This is a genomic window from Trichocoleus desertorum AS-A10, from assembly GCF_039962155.1.
Lineage (GTDB): Bacteria > Cyanobacteriota > Cyanobacteriia > FACHB-46 > FACHB-46 > Trichocoleus.
Genome location: NZ_JAMPKN010000006.1, coordinates 75,717 through 95,382, shown reverse-complemented (window position 1 = coordinate 95,382; position 19,666 = coordinate 75,717). Strand labels below are relative to the sequence as shown.

The 19,666-nt window shown below is 49.1% G+C and carries 19 protein-coding genes; 12 read left to right on the top strand and 7 right to left on the bottom strand.

The genetic code is table 11. The features are described 5' to 3' along the window. The first annotated feature begins 103 nt into the window (after positions 1-103). The 10 genes from NDA01_RS11175 (at position 104) to NDA01_RS11130 (ending at position 11,101) form a co-directional block, all read left to right on the top strand. Complete coding sequence (locus tag NDA01_RS11175) at positions 104-2,107, top strand: ABC transporter ATP-binding/substrate-binding protein (RefSeq protein WP_348227994.1); 2,004 nt, start codon at positions 104-106, stop codon at positions 2,105-2,107. Between the two features lie 83 nt (positions 2,108-2,190). Further along, positions 2,191-3,057, top strand: a complete 867-nt coding sequence (locus NDA01_RS11170) for a nitrate ABC transporter ATP-binding protein (RefSeq protein WP_348227993.1) — start codon at positions 2,191-2,193, stop codon at positions 3,055-3,057. Between the two features lie 71 nt (positions 3,058-3,128). Then, positions 3,129-3,275, top strand: a complete 147-nt coding sequence (locus tag NDA01_RS11165) for a hypothetical protein (RefSeq protein WP_190560896.1) — start codon at positions 3,129-3,131, stop codon at positions 3,273-3,275. A gap of 100 nt (positions 3,276-3,375) precedes the next feature. After that, the gene (locus NDA01_RS11160; RefSeq protein WP_348227992.1) at positions 3,376-3,840 is read left to right on the top strand and encodes a phosphate-starvation-inducible PsiE family protein; all 465 of its coding nucleotides are present in this window, start codon (positions 3,376-3,378) and stop codon (positions 3,838-3,840) included. A 58-nt stretch (positions 3,841-3,898) separates the two neighbouring features. Beyond that, entirely contained in the window at positions 3,899-4,714 is an 816-nt protein-coding gene (locus NDA01_RS11155) for a DUF6671 family protein (RefSeq protein WP_348227991.1), read from the top strand. Positions 4,715-4,969: 255 nt separating this feature from the next. After that, positions 4,970-6,802, top strand: coding sequence for an NAD(P)H-quinone oxidoreductase subunit F (locus NDA01_RS11150; RefSeq protein ID WP_348227990.1), 1,833 nt, complete (start codon positions 4,970-4,972; stop codon positions 6,800-6,802). Positions 6,803-6,861: 59 nt separating this feature from the next. Beyond that, positions 6,862-7,608, top strand: coding sequence for a carbonic anhydrase (locus NDA01_RS11145; RefSeq protein ID WP_348227989.1), 747 nt, complete (start codon positions 6,862-6,864; stop codon positions 7,606-7,608). Positions 7,609-7,638: 30 nt separating this feature from the next. Next, positions 7,639-9,153, top strand: a complete 1,515-nt coding sequence (locus tag NDA01_RS11140) for an NADH-quinone oxidoreductase subunit M (protein ID WP_190552248.1) — start codon at positions 7,639-7,641, stop codon at positions 9,151-9,153. Positions 9,154-9,265: 112 nt separating this feature from the next. Further along, positions 9,266-10,552 carry a CO2 hydration protein gene (locus NDA01_RS11135; RefSeq protein ID WP_348227988.1) on the top strand — a complete coding sequence of 429 codons (1,287 nt, stop codon included), beginning with the start codon at positions 9,266-9,268 and terminating at the stop codon, positions 10,550-10,552. 147 nt (positions 10,553-10,699) lie between these two features. Next, positions 10,700-11,101, top strand: coding sequence for a fasciclin domain-containing protein (locus NDA01_RS11130; RefSeq protein WP_190439473.1), 402 nt, complete (start codon positions 10,700-10,702; stop codon positions 11,099-11,101). A 64-nt stretch (positions 11,102-11,165) separates the two neighbouring features. Here the strand turns inward: NDA01_RS11130 and NDA01_RS11125 are convergent, their stop codons facing one another. Continuing rightward, positions 11,166-12,134, bottom strand: a complete 969-nt coding sequence (locus NDA01_RS11125) for a M48 family metallopeptidase (RefSeq protein WP_190439476.1) — start codon at positions 12,132-12,134, stop codon at positions 11,166-11,168. Between the two features lie 190 nt (positions 12,135-12,324). Here NDA01_RS11125 and NDA01_RS11120 point away from each other — a divergent pair, with 190 nt between their 5' ends. Continuing rightward, positions 12,325-12,549, top strand: coding sequence for a hypothetical protein (locus tag NDA01_RS11120; protein WP_190439479.1), 225 nt, complete (start codon positions 12,325-12,327; stop codon positions 12,547-12,549). 214 nt (positions 12,550-12,763) lie between these two features. Here the strand turns inward: NDA01_RS11120 and psb34 are convergent, their stop codons facing one another. The 6 genes from psb34 to NDA01_RS11090 all read right to left on the bottom strand — a co-directional run bounded on the left by psb34 (position 12,764) and on the right by NDA01_RS11090 (position 18,833). Beyond that, entirely contained in the window at positions 12,764-12,934 is a 171-nt protein-coding gene (psb34, locus tag NDA01_RS11115) for a photosystem II assembly protein Psb34 (RefSeq protein WP_190439482.1), read from the bottom strand. 293 nt (positions 12,935-13,227) lie between these two features. Beyond that, positions 13,228-14,088, bottom strand: coding sequence for a KPN_02809 family neutral zinc metallopeptidase (gene ypfJ / locus NDA01_RS11110; protein WP_190439485.1), 861 nt, complete (start codon positions 14,086-14,088; stop codon positions 13,228-13,230). 321 nt (positions 14,089-14,409) lie between these two features. Further along, complete coding sequence (locus NDA01_RS11105; RefSeq protein WP_348228094.1) at positions 14,410-15,321, bottom strand: phosphodiester glycosidase family protein; 912 nt, start codon at positions 15,319-15,321, stop codon at positions 14,410-14,412. A 40-nt stretch (positions 15,322-15,361) separates the two neighbouring features. Continuing rightward, positions 15,362-15,610, bottom strand: a complete 249-nt coding sequence (locus tag NDA01_RS11100; protein WP_190439487.1) for a hypothetical protein — start codon at positions 15,608-15,610, stop codon at positions 15,362-15,364. After that, positions 15,588-17,297, bottom strand: a complete 1,710-nt coding sequence (locus NDA01_RS11095) for a hypothetical protein (protein WP_348227987.1) — start codon at positions 17,295-17,297, stop codon at positions 15,588-15,590. The genes NDA01_RS11100 and NDA01_RS11095 overlap by 23 nt, the downstream gene beginning before the upstream one ends. Before the next feature lie 87 nt (positions 17,298-17,384). After that, on the bottom strand, positions 17,385-18,833 hold the full coding sequence (locus NDA01_RS11090) for an aminotransferase-like domain-containing protein (protein WP_348227986.1): 1,449 nt from the start codon (positions 18,831-18,833) through the stop codon (positions 17,385-17,387). A gap of 580 nt (positions 18,834-19,413) precedes the next feature. Between NDA01_RS11090 and NDA01_RS11085 the strand changes: the two genes are divergently transcribed. Further along, entirely contained in the window at positions 19,414-19,638 is a 225-nt protein-coding gene (locus tag NDA01_RS11085) for a hypothetical protein (protein WP_190439494.1), read from the top strand. Positions 19,639-19,666: the final 28 nt, after the last annotated feature.

Below are 19,666 nucleotides of genomic sequence, written 5' to 3'. Positions count from 1 at the left end.
ATCACTCATTGCATTCGCCAGCAGTACTCCAATTGCAAACTCACGCCTTTGCCAGTTGAGAGGATACAGGCAGGCGTTGTTAACCCTACCTCCGAGATGAACCATGTCTACCTTTGTTGCCGTTGATCAAATTGATAAAGTCTTTCACCTGTCCGGCGGTCAAGAGTATATTGCGCTGAAAGGCATTGACCTGCAAATCAAAAAAGGAGAATTTGTCTCCCTGATTGGTCACTCCGGATGTGGCAAATCCACGCTCCTGAACATGGTGGCAGGGCTAGATCTCCCGACAGAAGGCATCGTGACGCTAGAAGGAAAAAAGATCACCCAACCAGGCCCCGATCGCATGGTGGTGTTTCAGAATTACTCCCTGTTGCCTTGGCGAACCGTGCGCGAGAACATTGCCTTGGCGGTGAACGCGGTGATGAAAGATTTATCGGTGAGTGAGCGCCGCTCCATTGTGGAACAGCACATCGACATGGTGGGATTACGCCCCCACGCCGACAAGCCCCCCGCGATGTTATCCGGAGGCCAAAAACAGCGGGTAGCGATCGCCCGTGCCTTGGCAATTCGGCCCAAGCTGCTGCTGCTCGACGAACCCTTTGGAGCCTTGGATGCCCTGACTCGTGGCAACTTGCAAGAACAGCTCATGAAAATCTGTGAGGAGAACCAAGTCACAGCGATTATGGTGACGCACGATGTGGATGAAGCCGTGCTGCTCTCCGATCGAATTGTCATGCTCACCAACGGGCCAGAATCCAAAATTGGGCAGATTTTAGAGGTGGATATCCCACGACCTCGCAAGCGCTTGGAAGTGGTGGAACATCCGAGTTACTACAGCTTACGCAGTGAAATTATTTACTTCTTAAACCAGCAAAAACGCATTAAAAAGCTTCGGGCGCGAAAAACCACTGCGATCGCTCGTCATGGTTTAGAAAAAGTCAATTTAGAAATTGGTTTTGTGCCGTTGACTGCCTGTGCGCCTCTGGCGGTCGCCAAAGAAAAAGGATTCTTTGCCAAGCATGGCCTAGATGAAGTCACGTTGGTGAGGGAAACCAGTTGGCGAGGTATTGTCGATGGCATATCCGGCGGATATTTGGATGCGGCGCAGATGCCCTCTGGAATGCCAATGTGGTTAACCTTGGGAGGGCATGAGAACCGCTCGCTACCCACAGTGACCTCCCTCACCATGACCCGGAATGGCAACGCCATCACCTTAGCCAAGCGCTTTTATGAGGCGGGCGTGTATAGCCTCTCGGATTTCCGGAAATATCTTCAGCGCACCGCTCACCAGCGACACACAATGGGGATTGTCCATCCCTCTTCTATGCACAACCTGTTGTTGCGGTACTGGTTAGCGGCTGGAGGCATTGACCCAGATCAAGATGTCTCTCTCACCACAATTCCCCCCGCACAAATGGTGGCAGACCTCCAGGCAGGGACGATTGATGGCTACTGTGTGGGCGAACCTTGGAATATGCGTGCTACCGAAGAAGGAGCAGGTTTCGTCATTGCCACGGATCTAGAAATTTGGCTAGGGCATCCGGGTAAAGTTCTAGGAGTGCGGGAAGAGTGGGCCGCCGCTTACCCCAATACTCATATCGCCTTAGTCAAAGCGTTGCTAGAAGCAGGTCAATATTGTGCTGACCCCGGCAATGCCGCAGAAGTTCGCGAAATTCTAGCTCGCCGCGAGTATCTCAGCACAGACATGGCCTATATCCAGATTGAGGAGCATGACCCCACTATCTGTGACCTCGATCGGCCCATGCAAGAGTATGCCCACCATCAGTTTTATGGAGAAGGGGTGATTAACCGCCCCAGTCGCACCGAACAGTTATGGATTATGACTCAGTTGGCCCGCTGGGGAGACACGCCATTTCCGCGTAATTGGGTGGAAATTTTGGAGCGGATCTGTCGAGTTGGAGTCTTCAGCACGGCTGCTCGCGAATTAGGCCTAGAAGTGAACTACAACCGCACCCCGATTCAACTGTTTGATCAGGTGCCATTTAACGCCGATGACCCAATCGCCTATCTCAATCACTTGAAGATCAAACGTGCCTTCAGCGTCGCAGATGTAGCAGTTCAGGCTTCCACCCGCACAGCTGCCTAGTATTTTGCCCCCTAGCCCCCCAATCCTGGGGAGCTGAACTTCAGGCTTTTCTCCACCCAATCTTAAAAAGTTGAGCTCCACCGATGCACAATCGTCCCCTTGCTTATACAAACTCCGAGACCAGCAGCACCAAACAGCGCAGCTCAGTTGCTACCTCCTCCGAACCGTTTCTCAGCATTCAAGATGTCGCCAAGATCTACCCAACTGCTAACGGTCCTTATCCCGTTTTGCAAGGCGTGAACTTGACGGTGCAGCAGGGAGAGTTCATCTGTGTGATTGGTCACTCTGGCTGTGGCAAGTCAACGCTGCTGAACATGATATCCGGGTTCGCCACTCCCACCCGTGGGGAGGTAAAGCTGCGATCGCAACCCATCACCCAACCTGGCCCTGATCGCATGGTCGTGTTTCAGAATTATGCACTGTTGCCGTGGAAAACCGCACTGGAAAACGTCTACATTGCCATTGACGCGGTGCATAAGCAAAAGTCTAAAGCCGAAAAAATGGCGATCGCCCGTGACCATCTCGCCTTAGTGGGGCTGACGGAAGCGGCTGACAAAAAGCCAACACAACTGTCTGGAGGGATGAAACAACGGGTGGCGATCGCCCGTGCCCTCGCCGTTCGGCCAGAGGTGTTGATTTTGGATGAACCCTTTGGTGCGTTGGATGCGATCACCAAGGAAGAGTTACAAGAAGAACTGCTCAAAATCTGGAACGACCATCGCTGTACGGTTCTGATGATCACCCACGACATCGATGAAGCGCTATTCTTAGCGGATCGCTTAGTCATGATGACCAATGGCCCTGCTGCCAATATTGGTGAGATTATGACCATTCCCTTCCCTCGCCCCCGCGATCGCGCCCGGATTATGGAAGATCCACACTACTACAAGTTACGCAACCAAGCCCTTGACTTTCTCTACCACCGTTTCGCCCATGATGACGTTGGTTGAGTCATTTCTCCCTAAGGTCTATTTTTAACTCCAGTGTGCTGCTAACTCCTTGATTTTTGAGGTATCTAGTCATGGCTTCGGCAACTTCTAGCTTACTCTTCATGCTCAATTGGGCCACGCAAGATTCGACTCCCACGCTCAACTTTACAAGTTTTCTCTTTGTTCTTACCAGCGCGATCGCCCTGGCAACCTTACAAATCGCCCACAAACATAACTAGAAACCTAACCCCCAACCTCTCTAAGACAAGACTTAAAGCCCCTCTCCCGTGGGAGAGGGGTTTGGGAAGAGGTTTTTCTAAACAGTGGATGAGCAAGCACATGTGGAAAGAAATTAGAAGCCAAATTTCTGATTGGAGCGATGATGAAGCTTTTCTCATCCGTGTGAAACAGCTGGAGAATCTGGCTTCCAAAGCTCTATCGATCGCGATGATAGTGGTTATTTTATTTGCGATCGTTGATTTGGGAGTTGTCCTAATCAAGGATTTACTATTACCGCCTTATAATATCCTGGGTAAAGATTTACTTGAGATCTTTGGGCTGTTCTTAAATGTTTTAATTGCTTTGGAGATTCTGGAAAATATTACGGCTTATCTCCGAAAGCATGTGATTCAGGTTGAGTTGGTTATTGTCACTTCAATTGTGGCGGTTGCTCGTAAAATTATTATTTTAGATTTTGGCAAAACGTCAGGATTAGATTTAATTGGTTTGGCGATCGCAATTTTTGCTTTAGCTATCAGTTATTGGGTGATTCACAATACTAATTCCAAGTCATCTCATCATTAGCGTGCGTCAAATGCCAGAGCTTCTTGGATTTCAAGATCGTGTTGCTGTCCTAGCAAGCATGCACCAAAAAGAAACGGTGATTGCCCCAATTTTAGAGTTGGAATTGGGCCTCAAAATTGTAGTGCCACCCGACTTGGATACCGATCGCTTTGGTACTTTTACTAGAGAGCAAAATCGTCCCGGAAGTCAACTGGAAACAGCCCGATTAAAGGCAAAGCAAGCCCTAGCTCTAACTGGAGAAACACTGGCGATCGCGAGTGAAGGAGCCTTTGGACCTCACCCACAAATTCCTTGGGTGTCTTGCGATCGCGAAATTGTTTTGTTGTTGGATCAACGGCAAGAAATCGAAATTGTGGGACAAACCCTTTCCACAGAAACTAATTTTGCCTGGCAAACAATCACCAGCTATGCAGAAGCTCAAGCCTTTGCTATCAAAGCGGGATTTCCGACTCATGGCTTGATTGTGATGAGCGATCGCTACACTAAAAATCCGTCGGCAATCTTTAAGGGAATCGGGACAGAAACAGCACTTTACGAAGCCGTGATGCAAGCTGTGGCCCAATCCACCTCAAGCCGAATCCATATCGAAACCGACATGCGAGCCATGCATAATCCCACTCGGATGCAGGCGATCGCTGCTGCAACTGAAGACTTGGTGAGAAACATTCGTCAGGTTTGTCCTCAATGCGGTTGCCCTGGATTTGCGATCGTAGAGGCTCTACCAGGTCTACTTTGTGCCCATTGTCACTCCCCAACTCGGTTGACTCGCAGCGTGAGATATGAATGCCAAAAATGTCATTCTTCTGAAGAAGTTCTCTTTCCCAACGGTTTAACAACTGTCGACCCAGCCCAATGTCTATATTGCAATCCTTAAAACATGCGTGATTTACTACTGCCTTTGGGCATAACTATTTAAGCAATCACAATTTTGCATTAATAAAAGGGTTTTCCATAGACTTAAGTCTATGGAAAATATTTGACATATTGACTTTTACTTATAACGAAGTCACTCTATGATGCTCATAGAGCGAACTAGTTGATTGCTTCCAAGCTATCTGTCGGGTGCCCCCTGAGCTTGCAAGTAGTTAACTCGTTTTAACTGCTGTTTTTTCACAATTAGGCACTTGCTATGAGCCAGCTTCTCTTGGAGAGCATCTGGTTGATTCCTTGCTATGCCTTAGTGGGCACGGTACTGGCGATTCCTTGGTCACCAGGCTTGCTAGACCGCGTCGGTCCACGGCCCGCAGGCTATCTCAACCTACTAATGACCACTTTGGCGTTTGGCCACAGTCTGTTGGCCCTTTGGTCGATCGGACAACAAGCGCCTCAACAAATCTTTTTCCCTTGGCTACATGCCGCAGGTTTGCAAATTGATCTTGCATTCTTGGTATCCCCGGTGACTCTTAGCGCGATCGCCGTCGTCACTGGGCTGAACTTACTCACCCAACTCTTTGCGATCGGCTATCTGGAGATGGACTGGGGTTGGGCTCGCTTTTTTGCCCTGATGGGCTTTTTTGAAGCGGGGGTATGCAGTCTAGCTCTCTGTAACTCTTTGTTTTTTAGTTACGTTTTTCTAGAACTGCTAACCCTGGCAACCTACCTTTTAGTCGGATTTTGGTTCGCACAGCCATTGGTAATGACTGGAGCCAGAGATGCCTTCTGGACGAAGCGAGTCGGCGATTTAATCCTCTTTATGGGCGTAATCGCACTTTTCCCTTTAGCAGGCACCTGGAATTTTACAGAGCTAGGAGAATGGGCTGCAACTGCCAATCTTTCTCCCTTAAGTGCGACACTACTAGGCTTGGCGCTGATTTCAGGCCCACTAGGTAAATGTGCCCAATTCCCCTTTCAACTGTGGCTAGATGAAGCGATGGAAGCGCCAATCCCCGCTTCAATTTTGCGGAACTCAGTGGTAGTCGGGGCAGGGGCTTATGTGCTGATCAAACTGCAACCTGTTTTAGCCCTCTCTCCCGTGGCTTTAACGGCTTTGGTAGTGTTCGGGACTGCGACAGCTCTAGGAGCTTCGTTAATTGCGATCGCCCAAATTGACATCAAGCGGGCGCTGTCTTACTTGGTTAGCGCTTACATGGGCTTGGTGTTTATTGCAGTGGGCACTCAACACCCAGAGGCAGCTCAGTTACTGCTGTTAACTCAGTCCTGTTCGTTCGCCCTGTTGTTTATGGCCGCAGGAGCGGTGATTTGGACCACGATTAGCCAAGACTTAACCCAGCTAGGCGGTTTGTGGTCTCGGCGACCCATCTCCGGTTTAGCTTTGCTAGTCGGTGGCAGTGGGTTGATTGCGCTCCCTCCATTCGGCGGTTTTTGGGGATTGTTGCAGCTAGCCGATTCTCTGTGGACAACCCGACCTTGGTTAGTAGGTGTGTTGTTAATCGTGAATGGGCTGACGACCTTCAGTTTGATGCGCGTCTTTGGCCTAACGTTTGGTGGCCAGCCAACCGCAATGACTGAGCGATCGCCAGAAGTAAGTTGGCCGATGGCTTTACCCATGACTGTGCTGACTGTCTTCACCTTGTTGCTGCCTTTGGTGTTAGAGCAATTTAATCTATTGCCAAACTGGGCAGACCTGAACAAACAATTAGCTCCGTTGATCGTTTGGTCGAGTGTGTTAGGCGGTAGTTTAGGTGGCGCAATTTATCTTGGCAACGCATTACCCAAGCCTGTCAAGTTGTTCTGGCAACCTCTGCAAGAGTTCTTTGCCCACGACTTTTACATTCAGCGGCTCTATCAACTGACCATTGTGAGCTTGGTGAATTACAGCGCTCGGTTAACGGCTTGGTTCGATCGCCATGTGGTCGATGGCGCGGTGAATGCAGTCGGTTTTGTGACTTTGTTTAGTGGCCAAGCGTTGCGATATACCGCATCTGGTCAGTCGCAGTTATATGTTCTGTTGGTGGTTTTTAGTTTGATTGCGATCGGATTTCTAGTCAGTTGGTCTTTCTAGACCCCATCGTTTTTAGTTCCTCGTTGACAGCATTTGTAAGCATAAAAGGATAAACAGTCATGGCTCAGCAGCAATCACAGTTTTCTCGCCGCAACATGTTGAAGTTTGGAGCAGGTGCTTTAGGTAGTGGGGCGATCGCCGTGGGCTTAGGTGCTAAGTCCCAAGCAAAGGAGCCAGCAGTTGCCAAACCAGCCGCTCAACCCGCTGCTGCCAAGCCCAAAGTTGACAAAAAGGACCTCACTCCCGATCAAGCGCTGAAACTATTAATGGATGGCAACAAGCGCTTTGTTACCCGCAAACTGGAAAAGCCTCGTCAAGATTGGGCCAGAATCCAGGAAGTTGCTAAAGGCCAAAATCCCTTTGCTGCTGTTCTAAGCTGTGCGGATTCACGCATCCCTTCTGAGATTGTTTTTGACCAGGGATTTGGCGATTTATTTGTCTGCCGCGTTGCAGGTAATGTCGCAACTCCTGAAGAGATTGGCAGTTTGGAGTTTGGGGCGGCGGTGCTCGGAACCAAAGTAATTATGGTAATCGGTCACGAACGATGTGGAGCTGTAGAAGCCACAATGAAGGGTGCCCAGGTGCCAGGACAAATTGGCAGCTTGATCGATGCGATTAAACCTGCTCTAAGTCGCGCTAACAAGTTTACAGGTGATCCGCTGGCAAAGTCAGTGAAGGCCAATGTGTCGCTGCAAGCTAGCAAGCTCAAAGCCTCCACAGTACTAGCCGATCTGATCGCATCAGGCCAACTGAAAGTGGTGGGCGCTTACTACGACTTAGATGCTGGAACGATCACGCTCGTTTAATTGATTCATCTTGCTGGAGTAAATCGCGTCATGCTCAGTACAATCATTTGGCTGCCTGTGTTGGGCGCTGCTTTAATCGGATTTTGGCCGCAAACCTGGAGCCCGCAGCGATCGCGTTTTGTGGCTTGGGCGATCGCGGGTCTGACTTTCCTCGTTACGGTGTTCTTAGCGCTCAAGTTCGACTTTCAAGCATCAGGTCTGCAATTTCAAGAACATATTAGTTGGATTGCTCCGCTGGGCTTAGATTATCGGCTCGGAGTTGATGGCTTGTCACTGCCATTGGTAGTGATGAATGGATTGCTGATCTGGATCGCGATCCAAAGTACACCGGAGCAAGTGTCCCGCCCTCGGCTGTTTTATTCGCTGATCTTCCTACTCAGTGCGGCGGTGGCAGGAGCCTTCCTCGCTCAGAACTTGCTGTTATTCTTCTTGTTCTATGAGATAGAGCTGATTCCCATCTATTTACTCATCGTGATTTGGGGTGGCGATCGCCGAGGCTATGCAGCGACCAAGTTTCTGATCTACCAAGCGCTCTCTGGAATTGTCTTGCTGGTTGGATTCTTAGCTTGGGCTTGGGCGAGTGGCTCCAGCACCTTTACGGTGGAAGTGGAAGCGCTGGCTTCTACCTTACCAATGGGACTGCAACTCATATTGCTCTCGATTTTAATCTTGGGCTTTGGCATCAAAATGCCGCTGGTACCGTTTCATACTTGGCTACCGGATGCCTATGTCGAAGCTTCCACGCCTGTTTCGATTTTGTTAGGCGGCATTGTTTCCAAACTGGGCACCTATGGCTTGATCCGCTTCGGCCTCAGCTTGTTCCCGGATGCTTGGAATGTGGTGGCACCTTGGCTGGCTAACGCTGCTGTCGTCACCGCTCTGTATGGGGCTTTAGTCGCAATCGCCCAAACCGACATGAAGAAGATGATCGCCTACAGCTCGGTCTCCCACCTCAGCTATGTTTTGCTGGCCAGTGCGGCTGCTACGGAACTGAGCCTTTTGGGTGCGGTCTGCCAGATGGTGGCTCACGGCTTAATCTTGGCCCTCCTGTTCTATCTAGTGGGTGTGATTGAGGCTAAAACGGGCAGCCGCGAGTTAACCCAACTGCAAGGATTGTTGAACCCCAAGCGGGGATTGCCACTGATCAGTGGAGCCTTAATCCTGGGGACAATGGCGAGTGCTGGAATTCCTGGAATGGTCGGATTTGTCGGTGAGTTTCTCAGCTTCCAAGGCAGCTACAGTAGATTTTCGGCGCAAACGCTGCTCTGCTTAGCCAGCACAGGGCTGACCTCAGTTTATTTTGTGATTTTGATTAACCGAGCTTTGTTTGGTCGTTTAGAAGGCAAACTCAGCTACCTGCCTAAAGTCACCTGGGAAGAAAAAATTCCAGCGATCGCCCTAGTCGCGTTAATTGTTCTATTAGGGGTGCAACCAAATGCCCTAGTGCGCTGGAGCCAAAACACCACCAATTCGCTCGTAGCAATGGTGGCCGAGCATAGCCCACAGCAGGTCGCTCTCACCCCTCCAGCCGCTCAATCCGATTAGAGAACAGTGGACTCATGATGTCCTGAGCAAAGTTCACGCCCTGAACATACGACGCGATCGCTTAACTACAGCTTCTTGAATTAATCCCTATCCCGGAAAGGAGATCTGCAACATGACAACTGCAACCGCAACCAAACTGCCTCCTTCTAACCATGAATTTGCCGAGGTGATTCATCGGTTAGAAGCGGGTGGTGCCATGCTGCCTGATACGCCAGAAAACCTGATGCAAATTATCGGTATCTACAAAGCCTATGCAGTGCCGATGGATTTCTACTGGCGCGATCTCCTTTACATTGCCGAGCGGGTTTTCCTCAATCCCTTGCCCTTTTTCAAGTACTTTTTACCCCAAGAATATTTAGACCTGCACAATCACTACGCCGGAGATGACGCCGATTTGCGGATTTGGCGAGGGGAAGCAACCGCCCATCCAGAACTCCTAGCATTCATGCAGAAGGGCGAAACTACCCAGATGCCTAAGTTGTTCCATCACCTGTTGCACGATCGCGTCAACATGGAATTTGCCGAAGCTTGTATGCGGGCAATGTTGTGGCATCGGGGCATGGGTGGCAAGTTTGACCCCTATCTCGACACTCCCGAATATAAAGCCGCCGCCGATCGCGCCATCAAGGCTTACTTCAAAGGCAACCCTGCCATGCTGGGCCTCTACAAGCTGTTCCCAGAAATGTTTATTGAGCAGGTGCGGCAGTTGTCTTACTACGCCAACCTAGGGTTGTTCTGGGAAGTGATGGCTCCGGTGTTCTTTGAGATGAGCGATCGCTACGATTGCGGCGAAATCACTAGCGTCCCAGAAGCAATGACTTTCTTGGTGAATGGTATCTTTGCCGTAGCAGGACGACCCATCTACCACCACGTTTATATCGGCGGAGAATGCTACGAAATCATCCCCAAATCTTGCGGTTTTACCTGGCTATATGAAGCCGCGCTCCCTTATGTGGAAGCTGTGTTTTACCGCACCGCCCCCTTCCGAGGCACCAAGTCCTACAACGCTCAAGCTGAGCAAGTGCCAGCCGAGCAAAAAGATTTCCACTACGGTATTCTTTACGCCGATGTGAACCCGGTAGGAACAGCAGGGATTCCTCCCACATTACTGATGCAAGATATGTTGCACTTTCTGCCACCTTACTTGGTGGACTATTACCAGAAGCATTGCCGAGGCGAAGATGACATGCTGATCCAGCTAGGGGTGAGCTTCCAGCGATCGATGTATTGTGTCACCTCAGCGGTGATTCAAGCGCTACGGACAGCGTTGCTTTATCCCTTAGATGATCAGAACCCGAAGCATTTGCAAGCCAACCGAGAATTCTTTGAAGCCCAGATCGATCGCTTTAAGCGTCCAGAAGCTCGCTTGCGAGATGTTCAGTCCCAGTCCTATCGCTAAGCAGACTCATTCACAAATGTTTCACCGAGAAAGCGGGTGAAGCATTCGGGTGAGGCTCCTTCGAGGAGTTTTACACATACCTAGCCGAATGCTTCACCCCTACAACCCTATTGTTCTTTAGTTCCTATCCCTTCAACTCCAAACGCTATGGCAGACATTGTTGATATTGCAGTAGGTGCAGGCTCCTTTAATACGTTGGTGGCAGCAGTACAAGCGGCTGGTCTCGTTGAAACGCTTAAAAGCCCAGGACCGTTTACCGTTTTTGCGCCGAATGATGCCGCCTTCGCCAAGCTCCCTCCTGGCACCATCCACACGCTGTTGCAAAATATCCCGCAGCTGGCGCGAATCCTGACTTATCATGTCGTGTCGGGGAAATGGACTCAAGCTGACTTGGCTAAGGTAGACTCTCTGACTTCGGTAGAAGGTTCACCGATTCGCCTTGATCTGTCCGATGGCTTTGAAGTCAAAAACGCCACGGTGGTTGCTCCCGACATCGAAGCCGATAACGGCATTATTCACGTCATTGACAATGTGATTCTGATGGGCTGAATCGACTTAGCAAAGGCGATCGCTCTAGACTGAAATCACCTGCGATCGCTCTATTTATCTTGGTCTACTTGTCCCGTCGAATCCGATTGATCTCTTTTTGTAGTTCCGCCAATTGCCGCCGTAACTCCTCTGCTTCGGCTTGGGAGGATTTGGCAGAAGTATTGACGGCCCCTGCGGCTTCGGCGTGTTGATAGTGTCCTTGGCGAATTTGACGGTACTCTTCTGAGCTGGCCCATTCGCGGATGTAGCGGATGCGCTCAACCGGGAATGGATGGCTAAGCATCGAGCCTTGAGAACCGTTGCCGTTATAGAGCAAAAACTTGTAAATCTGATTCAGACCATCTTGGTCTAGCTCTTGGTAGCTTTCGGACTGACGAATAAATTCATTCAAGCTGCATTCTTGTAGATGCTTGCTACTGCCGCCCGCGATTTTCATCATGGTTTGCATCACTAGCGTCAGGTCATCGGTGGCTAGGAGTGCGGCGCGATCGGAGGTCAGTTCGGCTTTGCGTCGCCATTCGTAAAAGGCATAGATTAACCCACTACCAACGATATTGCCCAAACCCATCGTCATTTCTCCGATCGCCGCCACCATCTGAATCGCCCAGTTTGCCATCTGGATCAAAGTGGTATGACCGCATTTGATGTGACCTAATTCATGGGCTAGCACTACCCGAATTTCTGCATCGGTGAGTAAGTCCAGCAGTCCTGTGTGAAGGACGATATAAGGATGCTCTTCTCCCAAGGCATAACTATTGGCCAGAGGATTTTGCACCACAAACAGGGAAGGTTCTGGGTAGATGTCTAGGTCACGGACACATTCGCGAAAAATGTGATAAATCGAGGCGTACTGACGGGGACCAACTTGAATGCCATTGCCCATGAGATAAATCAGTTGGGGCCGTTCGTAGAGGAATTCTACAAACTTCCGTGCCACGAGATCAAAGCCAGGGACATTGCGTAAAGCCTGTTCTGCTTGGCGATCCAGGGGATGCCGAAATGCTTCACTCGAAATTCCTGGATAGGTAGGCATCGCAACACTCCTTAATGGTTGATCTCGAAAATCCAGAAAACTGTCAATACTGGTATAGCAAGTCAGAGAGCGCTTTTGAGTGATTTTGAACCACAAGTTAAAGAAAGGCGATTGCTTTTTGTAGCTTACGATTCTACATTGCTCGCGATCGCCCGGAATAATAATGGCAATTGGGATTCTTCAACCGCCTATGAAGCCGTACCAAACCCTAGCCACACTGCTTTCTACCGTCACCGGGCGTTTAACTGTGACCAGCAATCACAGGCGTAGTGGCTTCTTGGAAGCAAATCCGAGGCTACATGCTTTGCTACTAGAACATCCGGAGTTGGAGCATCCCGAAATTCTGTTGACTGAGCTGCCTAAAGAAGCTGCTTTCTCTTCCGTCACAGACCAAGATTTGCTGTTAACTCGCTAGTTAGCAGTCTAGTTAGGGGCACTACCGCATTGGTCATAGACTAACTACCTGTTTCTCCGAAGCGCGATCTCACACAGTTCTCCAGTCGTAAGGCTGGAGATTTTTTTGTTTAATTAGCCTTTGATGTTTGTCCAAAACTAAAAGCCCCAGTCAAAGACTGAGGCTGGGAAGTCGTATGCTAGCTAGCGATTTTTATACAAGTTCAGCAGCGATGTTAGCTAGCCGAAAGAGCGACAAATACAGAAGTTGCAACCAAAAGAACAGCGATCGCGGCTTGGAACAGATAACGCTGCTGTTGTGCTGGGGAGGGATATTCTGAGTAGTACATGGCAGGCTCTACTGCGTAGTTGTTGAGAACGCCGTGTTCGTCGGTGGTGTAGCGCATGTTTTGGTTCCCTTTGTTGCTCTATGTAAATTAATGTAACAGATTATTTACAAATTGCAACACTTTTGCAATTTTCTGCTAGTCATTTTTCTGGGGTCAGTTATAAGCATGGCTTAACTACGCCTTCAAGCCTCGATGGAAAGGCGATCACAGGTTCAGCTAGAAGCTGGGTTAGTGGTACTTCTAAAGCCAATACGCAAAAAACCGCTACCCCAAAGGGTGCGGCCATGTTTACAAAAGCTGCCTACGCAGTTTCAAAGTTTCGAGTTACAAGGTAGTCGAGCCGTAACGAATTACAGACTATTAGCAGCGAAGGTATTGCATTGATCGGGGTCGCCACTCTGAACACCCCGGCGAAACCATTCGACTCGTTGTGCCGCACTCCCGTGTGTGAAGGATTCAGGCACTACATAACCTTTAGAGCGGCTTTGTAAGCGATCGTCACCGATGCTACTCGCAGCAGTTAGGGCTTCCTCGATGTCACCTGTTTCTAAAACTTGGCGGGAACGGTTGGCTTGGTTGGCCCAAACGCCTGCAAAACAATCGGCCTGTAGTTCTAAGCGCACAGAGAGTTGATTGACTTCTACTTTACTCCTGGCTTGGCTTTGGAGCGATCGCACTTTATCGGAGATACCCAGCAAGTTCTGGACGTGATGGCCTACTTCATGGGCGACGACATAAGCCTGAGCAAAGTCTCCGGGTGCGTCAAAACGATTTTGCAGGTCTTCGTAGAAACTCAAGTCGATGTAAACTTTTTGATCTCTAGGGCAATAAAATGGCCCGACTGCTGCTTCGGCGTAGCCACAAGCAGATTCCACGGCCCCCGAAAACAGCACGAGTTTAGGTTCAACGTAATTTTCGCCTGCCTGCTGGAAAATTTGATTCCAGGTATCTTCGGTGTCGGCAAGCACGACTGAAACGAAGTCAGCCATTTTGTCTTGCGTTGGGGAATTGGTCGTTTGGGGGGAGTCGGGGTAGGAGCGATCGCCTGAGGGAGCTGCTTGATCCAGAATCACGCTGGGGTCACCGCCTAGAAACGCCACGACCAGCGCTAAAAGAATGGAACCAATACCGCCGCCAACGAGGGGGCCAGAAACTCTAGAACCACGCCGATCTTCAACGTTTTCGCTTCTACGACCAAATTCCCAACGCATGGCAGCTTTCCGAATGGTTTTATTGGTCTAGTTTGGCTTTCCTAGGCGAGCAGTATCACTCTCTCTGGGCTTAATGTGTGGGTGATATTAAATCTGTCAGTCTATATAAACGGGCAGATTTTATCTCTATCGCATCGAGGGTTGCAGTCTAATTTGCGATCGCTTTTGGATATGACATTCTTTGAAAAACCAAGAGCTTGGGGGCGAGCGCCCCCAACCCCCCGCTGAGGGACGGTTGCGTCCCCCAGACCCCCTCCAAAAGGGTTTAGTGGTGAAGGTGTTTTCAATAGGGGATCAGGCGATCGCTCGATCTTGACAACGCTAATTTGGCAGCACTAGCAAGACAGATTTAACTGGACGCTGAACGGGATCTCCTTCGGTGCCAACTTTGCCGTACCAAGTTTTGCCTTTGTAATAAAAGGAGGATGAGCTACCTCCATCTAGGTTCATGGCTTGTTCTATGCCTAGGGTTTTCAGAAAGGCGATCAATTCGGTGAAGGTCATGCCTGAATCAGTAGGGGATTCTGACTTTTGAGCCACCATGACCCAAAGCACATCTCCTGTTTGGGTGAGGGCGATCGCGGTTCTGGCGTTGGGTTGGTTGCTGCCTAATGGATCTCGAATCACTTCTCCATTGACGGTATCCACAAATCCTTCTGGCTGTGCGGTCAGGTCTGGGAGCAGGCGAGGGCCACCGCCCAAAGCATCGATTAGCTGGCAGTTGGCAGGGAGAGGTGCGTTGTGTGGAGCAATATCATAGCGAAAAGTGGAACCACATTGATAGCGACGAAACTCGGTGCGGTTAAAAATTTGGCTTAGGTAAGGAGATAGATCTGGGTTGTTGACTAAGCGCTCATTTAGTTTTGGATCGGCTGCTAATTTGCCTTCTAGGATCACATAAGAAGTTGATTTCTGATTGGTTGGGTCAAAGAAGCCACCGTTTAGAACTGCGATCGCGCCATATTGTTTGGCAAAACTGTCCAAAGTATCAACGCTTTCTGACAGGGCTGGAACTACTACAAATGAACTTTGCGCCGGAATCAGCAGGGTATGCACCACGCTATGCGCCAAGGTGTAAGTTTTGTATTGCAATGGCAAGCTCTGTTGAGGTTGAGGCGAGGTAGGCGACACAGTTTGCGACGTGGGAGATTGGGCAGATGGGGTTCCAGCGAATACCAGCAGGGCGATCGCCAAACTTCCTAACCCTGCTACCACCCAACTCAGTCGCCACATCTTACTCACAAATGGTTGCAAACCTTAGGATTTTAACTAGTTACAGCCCAGAAGGATTTAGAGTGCCGAGATCAAACAAGTCGTGATTTCTGTACTCTACCAGTCGCCGTATCTCAAACAGCCTTTGGATACTGCACTTCTTGTGCAAGTTATTCGCGGTATTGTCCCACTCTCTGTCTCCTGACGCGAAGAACTGCTGCAACGGAGAGCGATCGCCAAAGAACGGTTTGTCAGCGTCAAGTAAGGCGACCGCCGCTAATGATGAACTATTCAGAAAATGCGGCTTCAATAGGAAACTTTGTTTTTATTTGTTCAATCATCTGTGCTTCTTCTGGCGTAGTTACACCATCAAGTTCAGCAATTTTCTGGCTTAACGCAATTAAGGGTACTGCAAAGTCAGGTTCAAGCTGATTTAACAATGTTTCCAGAGCTATTGGTGATTTGATATGAACAGCGATCGCCTCTAGAGAAGTTGGACTCAAGCTTAAAGTTTGCAGTTCTGGTAGAATCTGCTGCCAAGTCTTGCTAGGATTACCTGCCAAAATGAGGTGGGCTAGGATCTGATCCATGACAGCTTGCTGAGCCACTACTTGCTTTAGATACTCTTCGCTCTCAACGGGAGAAGCGGCTGCTTTGGCATCAGGACTAGTTGGATTGAGCTTAGCTTCATAGAAATGACAAGCGGCATAGCCAACGGCATAAAGAGCGGCTGCATTACTACTTGCACCAATTACAGCGCCAGCCATCGGAATATTACGCAGGAAGCCAAGGCCAGCTTTGAGGGCATAGCTACCACCCAACGCCAGTCCAAAAACGGCCACAATCTCTCCTTTGCGGGCTGGTTCGTTGAGGTCAAAACCATAAGCACAAGCAATTTGATAACCCATCTCAGCTTGAATGGCAGTGGTTGCTGCTAAGTCTACTGCAAATAGAGCCGCCGCAAATCCTGGTACTAAACTACTGCTTAATCCGGAGCCACCTACATACAGCGCTTTTTCTAGCATGAGACGGTGGGCAATATCGCTCGGTTTTTCTTGAGGATATTTCCGTTGAAGATTTTTGACATGCGTTTCAGCCTTAACGACATCAACTTGATCAATAATCCTAACCAGCCAGTCAACTTTTACCGCTTTTGTCAGTTCCTGCAACTGTGGGCTGTGGCTAATCGTATCAAGGACGTAGCCAATTCCATCAGTTGCATGCCAAGCAGCATTGCCCACTGCTCCGCCAACACCAACCGCCGTTCCAACCACTGCTCCACCCGCTTGGACAGCAGCATTTCCAATCGCGCCACCTGCACCAACGGCAGTACCTACAACAGCGCCACCTGCTTGAGCAGCAGTATTTCCAACCGCACTACCAATGCCAACCGCAGTGCCTACAATCGCACCACCCGCATGAGTCGCTGCACTTCCAACCGCTCCCGCTGCCCCAACTGCCGTCCCAACCACAGCGCTACTTGCGTGAGTCGCTACACTTCCAACAGTTCCCGCCGCACCTGTCACTGCGCCAAAGACTGAACCCCAAAGCGATCGCTGCGGCTGTTCTGATTTTTGTGGTTGGGATGCTGTTTCAGGTGAGCTTTTCAGGATTGACGTTACTTCTGATATTGCTAGAGCCATTTCCTCCAGCGAAATTTGCTCAGAATCAATACTAGAGGCTAGAGAGAGGGTTGCTTGAGATACATCTAGCTCTTGTTGCCACGCTGGAAAATCCTCACCAATTTGTCTTCCATAAACACGGAGCTTTTGAATAGACTCTAATCCCAAAACCACTGTGCTTTTTCGCACAAACTCAACTAGGACTTGCTGGTTAGGGACTTGTTCTGATTCGAGCATCACTTGCAGGCAGTTGTCTTTAAGAGATGCCTTGGCAGTAATATTTTTAGGCTGTAATAACCGATTCATTAAAGCGGCGATCGCTTCTATGTTGCCTTGCTTAGCGGGTTTTAGAAGATCAGGTTGTGAGGATGTCATGAGTGGAGTTTGGAGAAATTGCAGCAACGTCTTTCATAAGATGCCCTCTCCCAAACTTTGGCTAACGAATATCAGTTCGTCTGCAAATTACAAATACTTTTTCAGTAGTTGACCTAAGACCGAAATGCCTCGCTCAATTTCGGCGGGTGTAGAGGAGTAATTTAAGCGCATAGCGGTGTAGCCCTTTTGGTCAGGAAAGAAGAGAGAGCCGCAGGACATCACGACTTTTTGGGCGATCGCTTCTTGGCGGATGATCTCCATTGGTAATTGAGATGGTAAATGCACCCAGAGAAACAGCCCGCCATTCGGTACAGTCCAAGAGGCTTCTTGAGGGAAATAGCGTTCTAGCATCTGCAACATGGCATTGCGACTTTGTAGATTCTCGGTGCGGAGATGGTTGAGATGCCGCCGATAGTGACCAGAGGCTAAATATTCACTGATGATGGCTTGGGAGACGGTAGAGACATGCAGATCATTCAGCAACTTGCGCTCCACCAGCGGGCGGTAATGCTTACCCGTTACCACCATGTAGCCGACTCGTAATCCAGGCATCAGTGTTTTAGAAAAAGTGCCAATGTAAGTGACTAAATCCTGGCGATCGATCGCCTTAATCGGAGCAGGCACAGGCTCAAAATTCAGCCCTTCATAGGCGTTATCTTCCAAAATGGGGCAGGCATACTGTTCTGCTAACTCTAACAACCGTTGCCGATGCGCTTGGGAAGTTGTAATCCCAGTAGGATTGTGCAGCGTGCTAATCGTGTAAATCAGCTTCGGGCGATGACTGCCAAGATATTGTTCTAGCAGTTCCAAATTCATCCCGGTTGCGGTCATCGGGATGCCAATCACTCTCGCACCCAAATTCTCTAGGACTGCGATCGCCCCATGATAGGTGGGACTCTCCACAATCACCCAATCTCCCGGTTGCACATAGTAATGCATCACCAAGGACAGCCCTTGCTTGGAACCGCTGGTAATGATGATGTTGTCTGTCGAAACTTGTAACCCCTGTTGCCACACCAGCATTTGGGCAATCTGTTTCCGCAGCACCAAGCGCCCTTGAGGCAAATCATAATTGAATAAAGCTGTGTCTATATCTGCGATCGCGCGTCTAGCAATCCGCCGCAAATCCTCTGACTCTGGTGGCCGAGGGAAACCACAGCCCAAATTGATCACACCCTTTTGGGTTTGCGCCAGCATCGAGTCCGCGTAGACATCAAAAAAAGAGATGCTACGTTGTTGCGGAATGATCACATCCTGCGCTGGAGCAAAGGTAGGCTCCAATTTAGGGGCGGGAATGGAGGAAGAGTTGACAAAATATCCCGCACCTTGACGAGCAGACACCAAACCATCCGCCTCTAACACGCCATAAGCTTCAATCACTGTCAGTTTGTTGACTTGAGCATTTTCAGCCAACATCCGAATCGACGGCAGGCGTTCTCCTGGCTGCATCGCTCCTGATTGAATCAAATGACGAAGGCGATCGCGGATTTGCAAATAAACAGGTTTTGGTGACTGTCGGTCTAACGGAATTCTCATCACTCGCTCCAGTAACAGAAGCAGCAGTTAAAAACAGTTGGAGCCGAAATCTACTAACAGCTCTAAGCAGAATTCAAGCATTACTAGCTGCCACAAATCGAAATATATATGATTCTTTTCAAATTAACCTGGTACAGTTTTGCTCAGTTTCTACTAGAACAGTTTTTGGACTTGCACAACTGTATTAGTTACTATCTCTAAGTTTCAAACTTTTCTGACAATCCTCACCCAAACCTGAATAGCCAAAGCTAAATCCAAATCAAAGCCTAGCTTACGATTCAGTAGAACCCAACCTTACTCTTGCACACATCCCCCGATCGCATGAATCTTCTGAACGAGGTCAATCTTTAACAGTTTACTTAGCTTAGAAGAATCAGTCCCACTACAAACATTCAGATTTCCTCCCTACTACAGCCAATCAGAAATCACTTCAAACTACCAAGTAATTGCTGCACTTGAACAATTTTTAGGATTAAAAACTGTACTAGTCAAATTGATTCATTTTTGTACCTTTTCAGTCAATTACAACACCATCCATAGTAATTAACAAGAACTTGAATTACCTTTCGTGAGGTTCATCATGAAAACCTTAAGATTTACTTCTTCAACATCTCAATATCTCTCTAACCTGTGGCAATCATTGAGGCGAGTGATTGCTCGTTATACAGAGATTCGAGTTTGGCAGAAAAGCGATCGCCAGGGAAATCTCTATTGGCATGGCTACAACCCCAACAACGGCGACTATGTTTCCTTTGGCACAGAAGCGGAAATTCGCATGTGGATTGAGGAGCATTACTACAGATAAACCCAGTTTTCCGATAGGCTCTTAAATG

Coding starts and splice junctions, on each gene's coding strand:
- psb34 (WP_190439482.1), bottom strand. CDS start 12,934: ATGCGCTACACCACCGACGAACACGGCGTTCTCAACAACTACGCAGTA.
- NDA01_RS11125 (WP_190439476.1), bottom strand. CDS start 12,134: ATGCCTACCTATCCAGGAATTTCGAGTGAAGCATTTCGGCATCCCCTG.
- NDA01_RS11150 (WP_348227990.1), top strand. CDS start 4,970: ATGAGCCAGCTTCTCTTGGAGAGCATCTGGTTGATTCCTTGCTATGCC.
- ypfJ (WP_190439485.1), bottom strand. CDS start 14,088: ATGCGTTGGGAATTTGGTCGTAGAAGCGAAAACGTTGAAGATCGGCGT.
- NDA01_RS11165 (WP_190560896.1), top strand. CDS start 3,129: ATGGCTTCGGCAACTTCTAGCTTACTCTTCATGCTCAATTGGGCCACG.
- NDA01_RS11170 (WP_348227993.1), top strand. CDS start 2,191: ATGCACAATCGTCCCCTTGCTTATACAAACTCCGAGACCAGCAGCACC.
- NDA01_RS11120 (WP_190439479.1), top strand. CDS start 12,325: ATGAAGCCGTACCAAACCCTAGCCACACTGCTTTCTACCGTCACCGGG.
- NDA01_RS11095 (WP_348227987.1), bottom strand. CDS start 17,297: ATGACATCCTCACAACCTGATCTTCTAAAACCCGCTAAGCAAGGCAAC.
- NDA01_RS11155 (WP_348227991.1), top strand. CDS start 3,899: ATGCACCAAAAAGAAACGGTGATTGCCCCAATTTTAGAGTTGGAATTG.
- NDA01_RS11140 (WP_190552248.1), top strand. CDS start 7,639: ATGCTCAGTACAATCATTTGGCTGCCTGTGTTGGGCGCTGCTTTAATC.
- NDA01_RS11090 (WP_348227986.1), bottom strand. CDS start 18,833: ATGAGAATTCCGTTAGACCGACAGTCACCAAAACCTGTTTATTTGCAA.
- NDA01_RS11175 (WP_348227994.1), top strand. CDS start 104: ATGTCTACCTTTGTTGCCGTTGATCAAATTGATAAAGTCTTTCACCTG.
- NDA01_RS11130 (WP_190439473.1), top strand. CDS start 10,700: ATGGCAGACATTGTTGATATTGCAGTAGGTGCAGGCTCCTTTAATACG.
- NDA01_RS11160 (WP_348227992.1), top strand. CDS start 3,376: ATGTGGAAAGAAATTAGAAGCCAAATTTCTGATTGGAGCGATGATGAA.
- NDA01_RS11085 (WP_190439494.1), top strand. CDS start 19,414: ATGAAAACCTTAAGATTTACTTCTTCAACATCTCAATATCTCTCTAAC.
- NDA01_RS11145 (WP_348227989.1), top strand. CDS start 6,862: ATGGCTCAGCAGCAATCACAGTTTTCTCGCCGCAACATGTTGAAGTTT.
- NDA01_RS11135 (WP_348227988.1), top strand. CDS start 9,266: ATGACAACTGCAACCGCAACCAAACTGCCTCCTTCTAACCATGAATTT.
- NDA01_RS11105 (WP_348228094.1), bottom strand. CDS start 15,321: ATGTGGCGACTGAGTTGGGTGGTAGCAGGGTTAGGAAGTTTGGCGATC.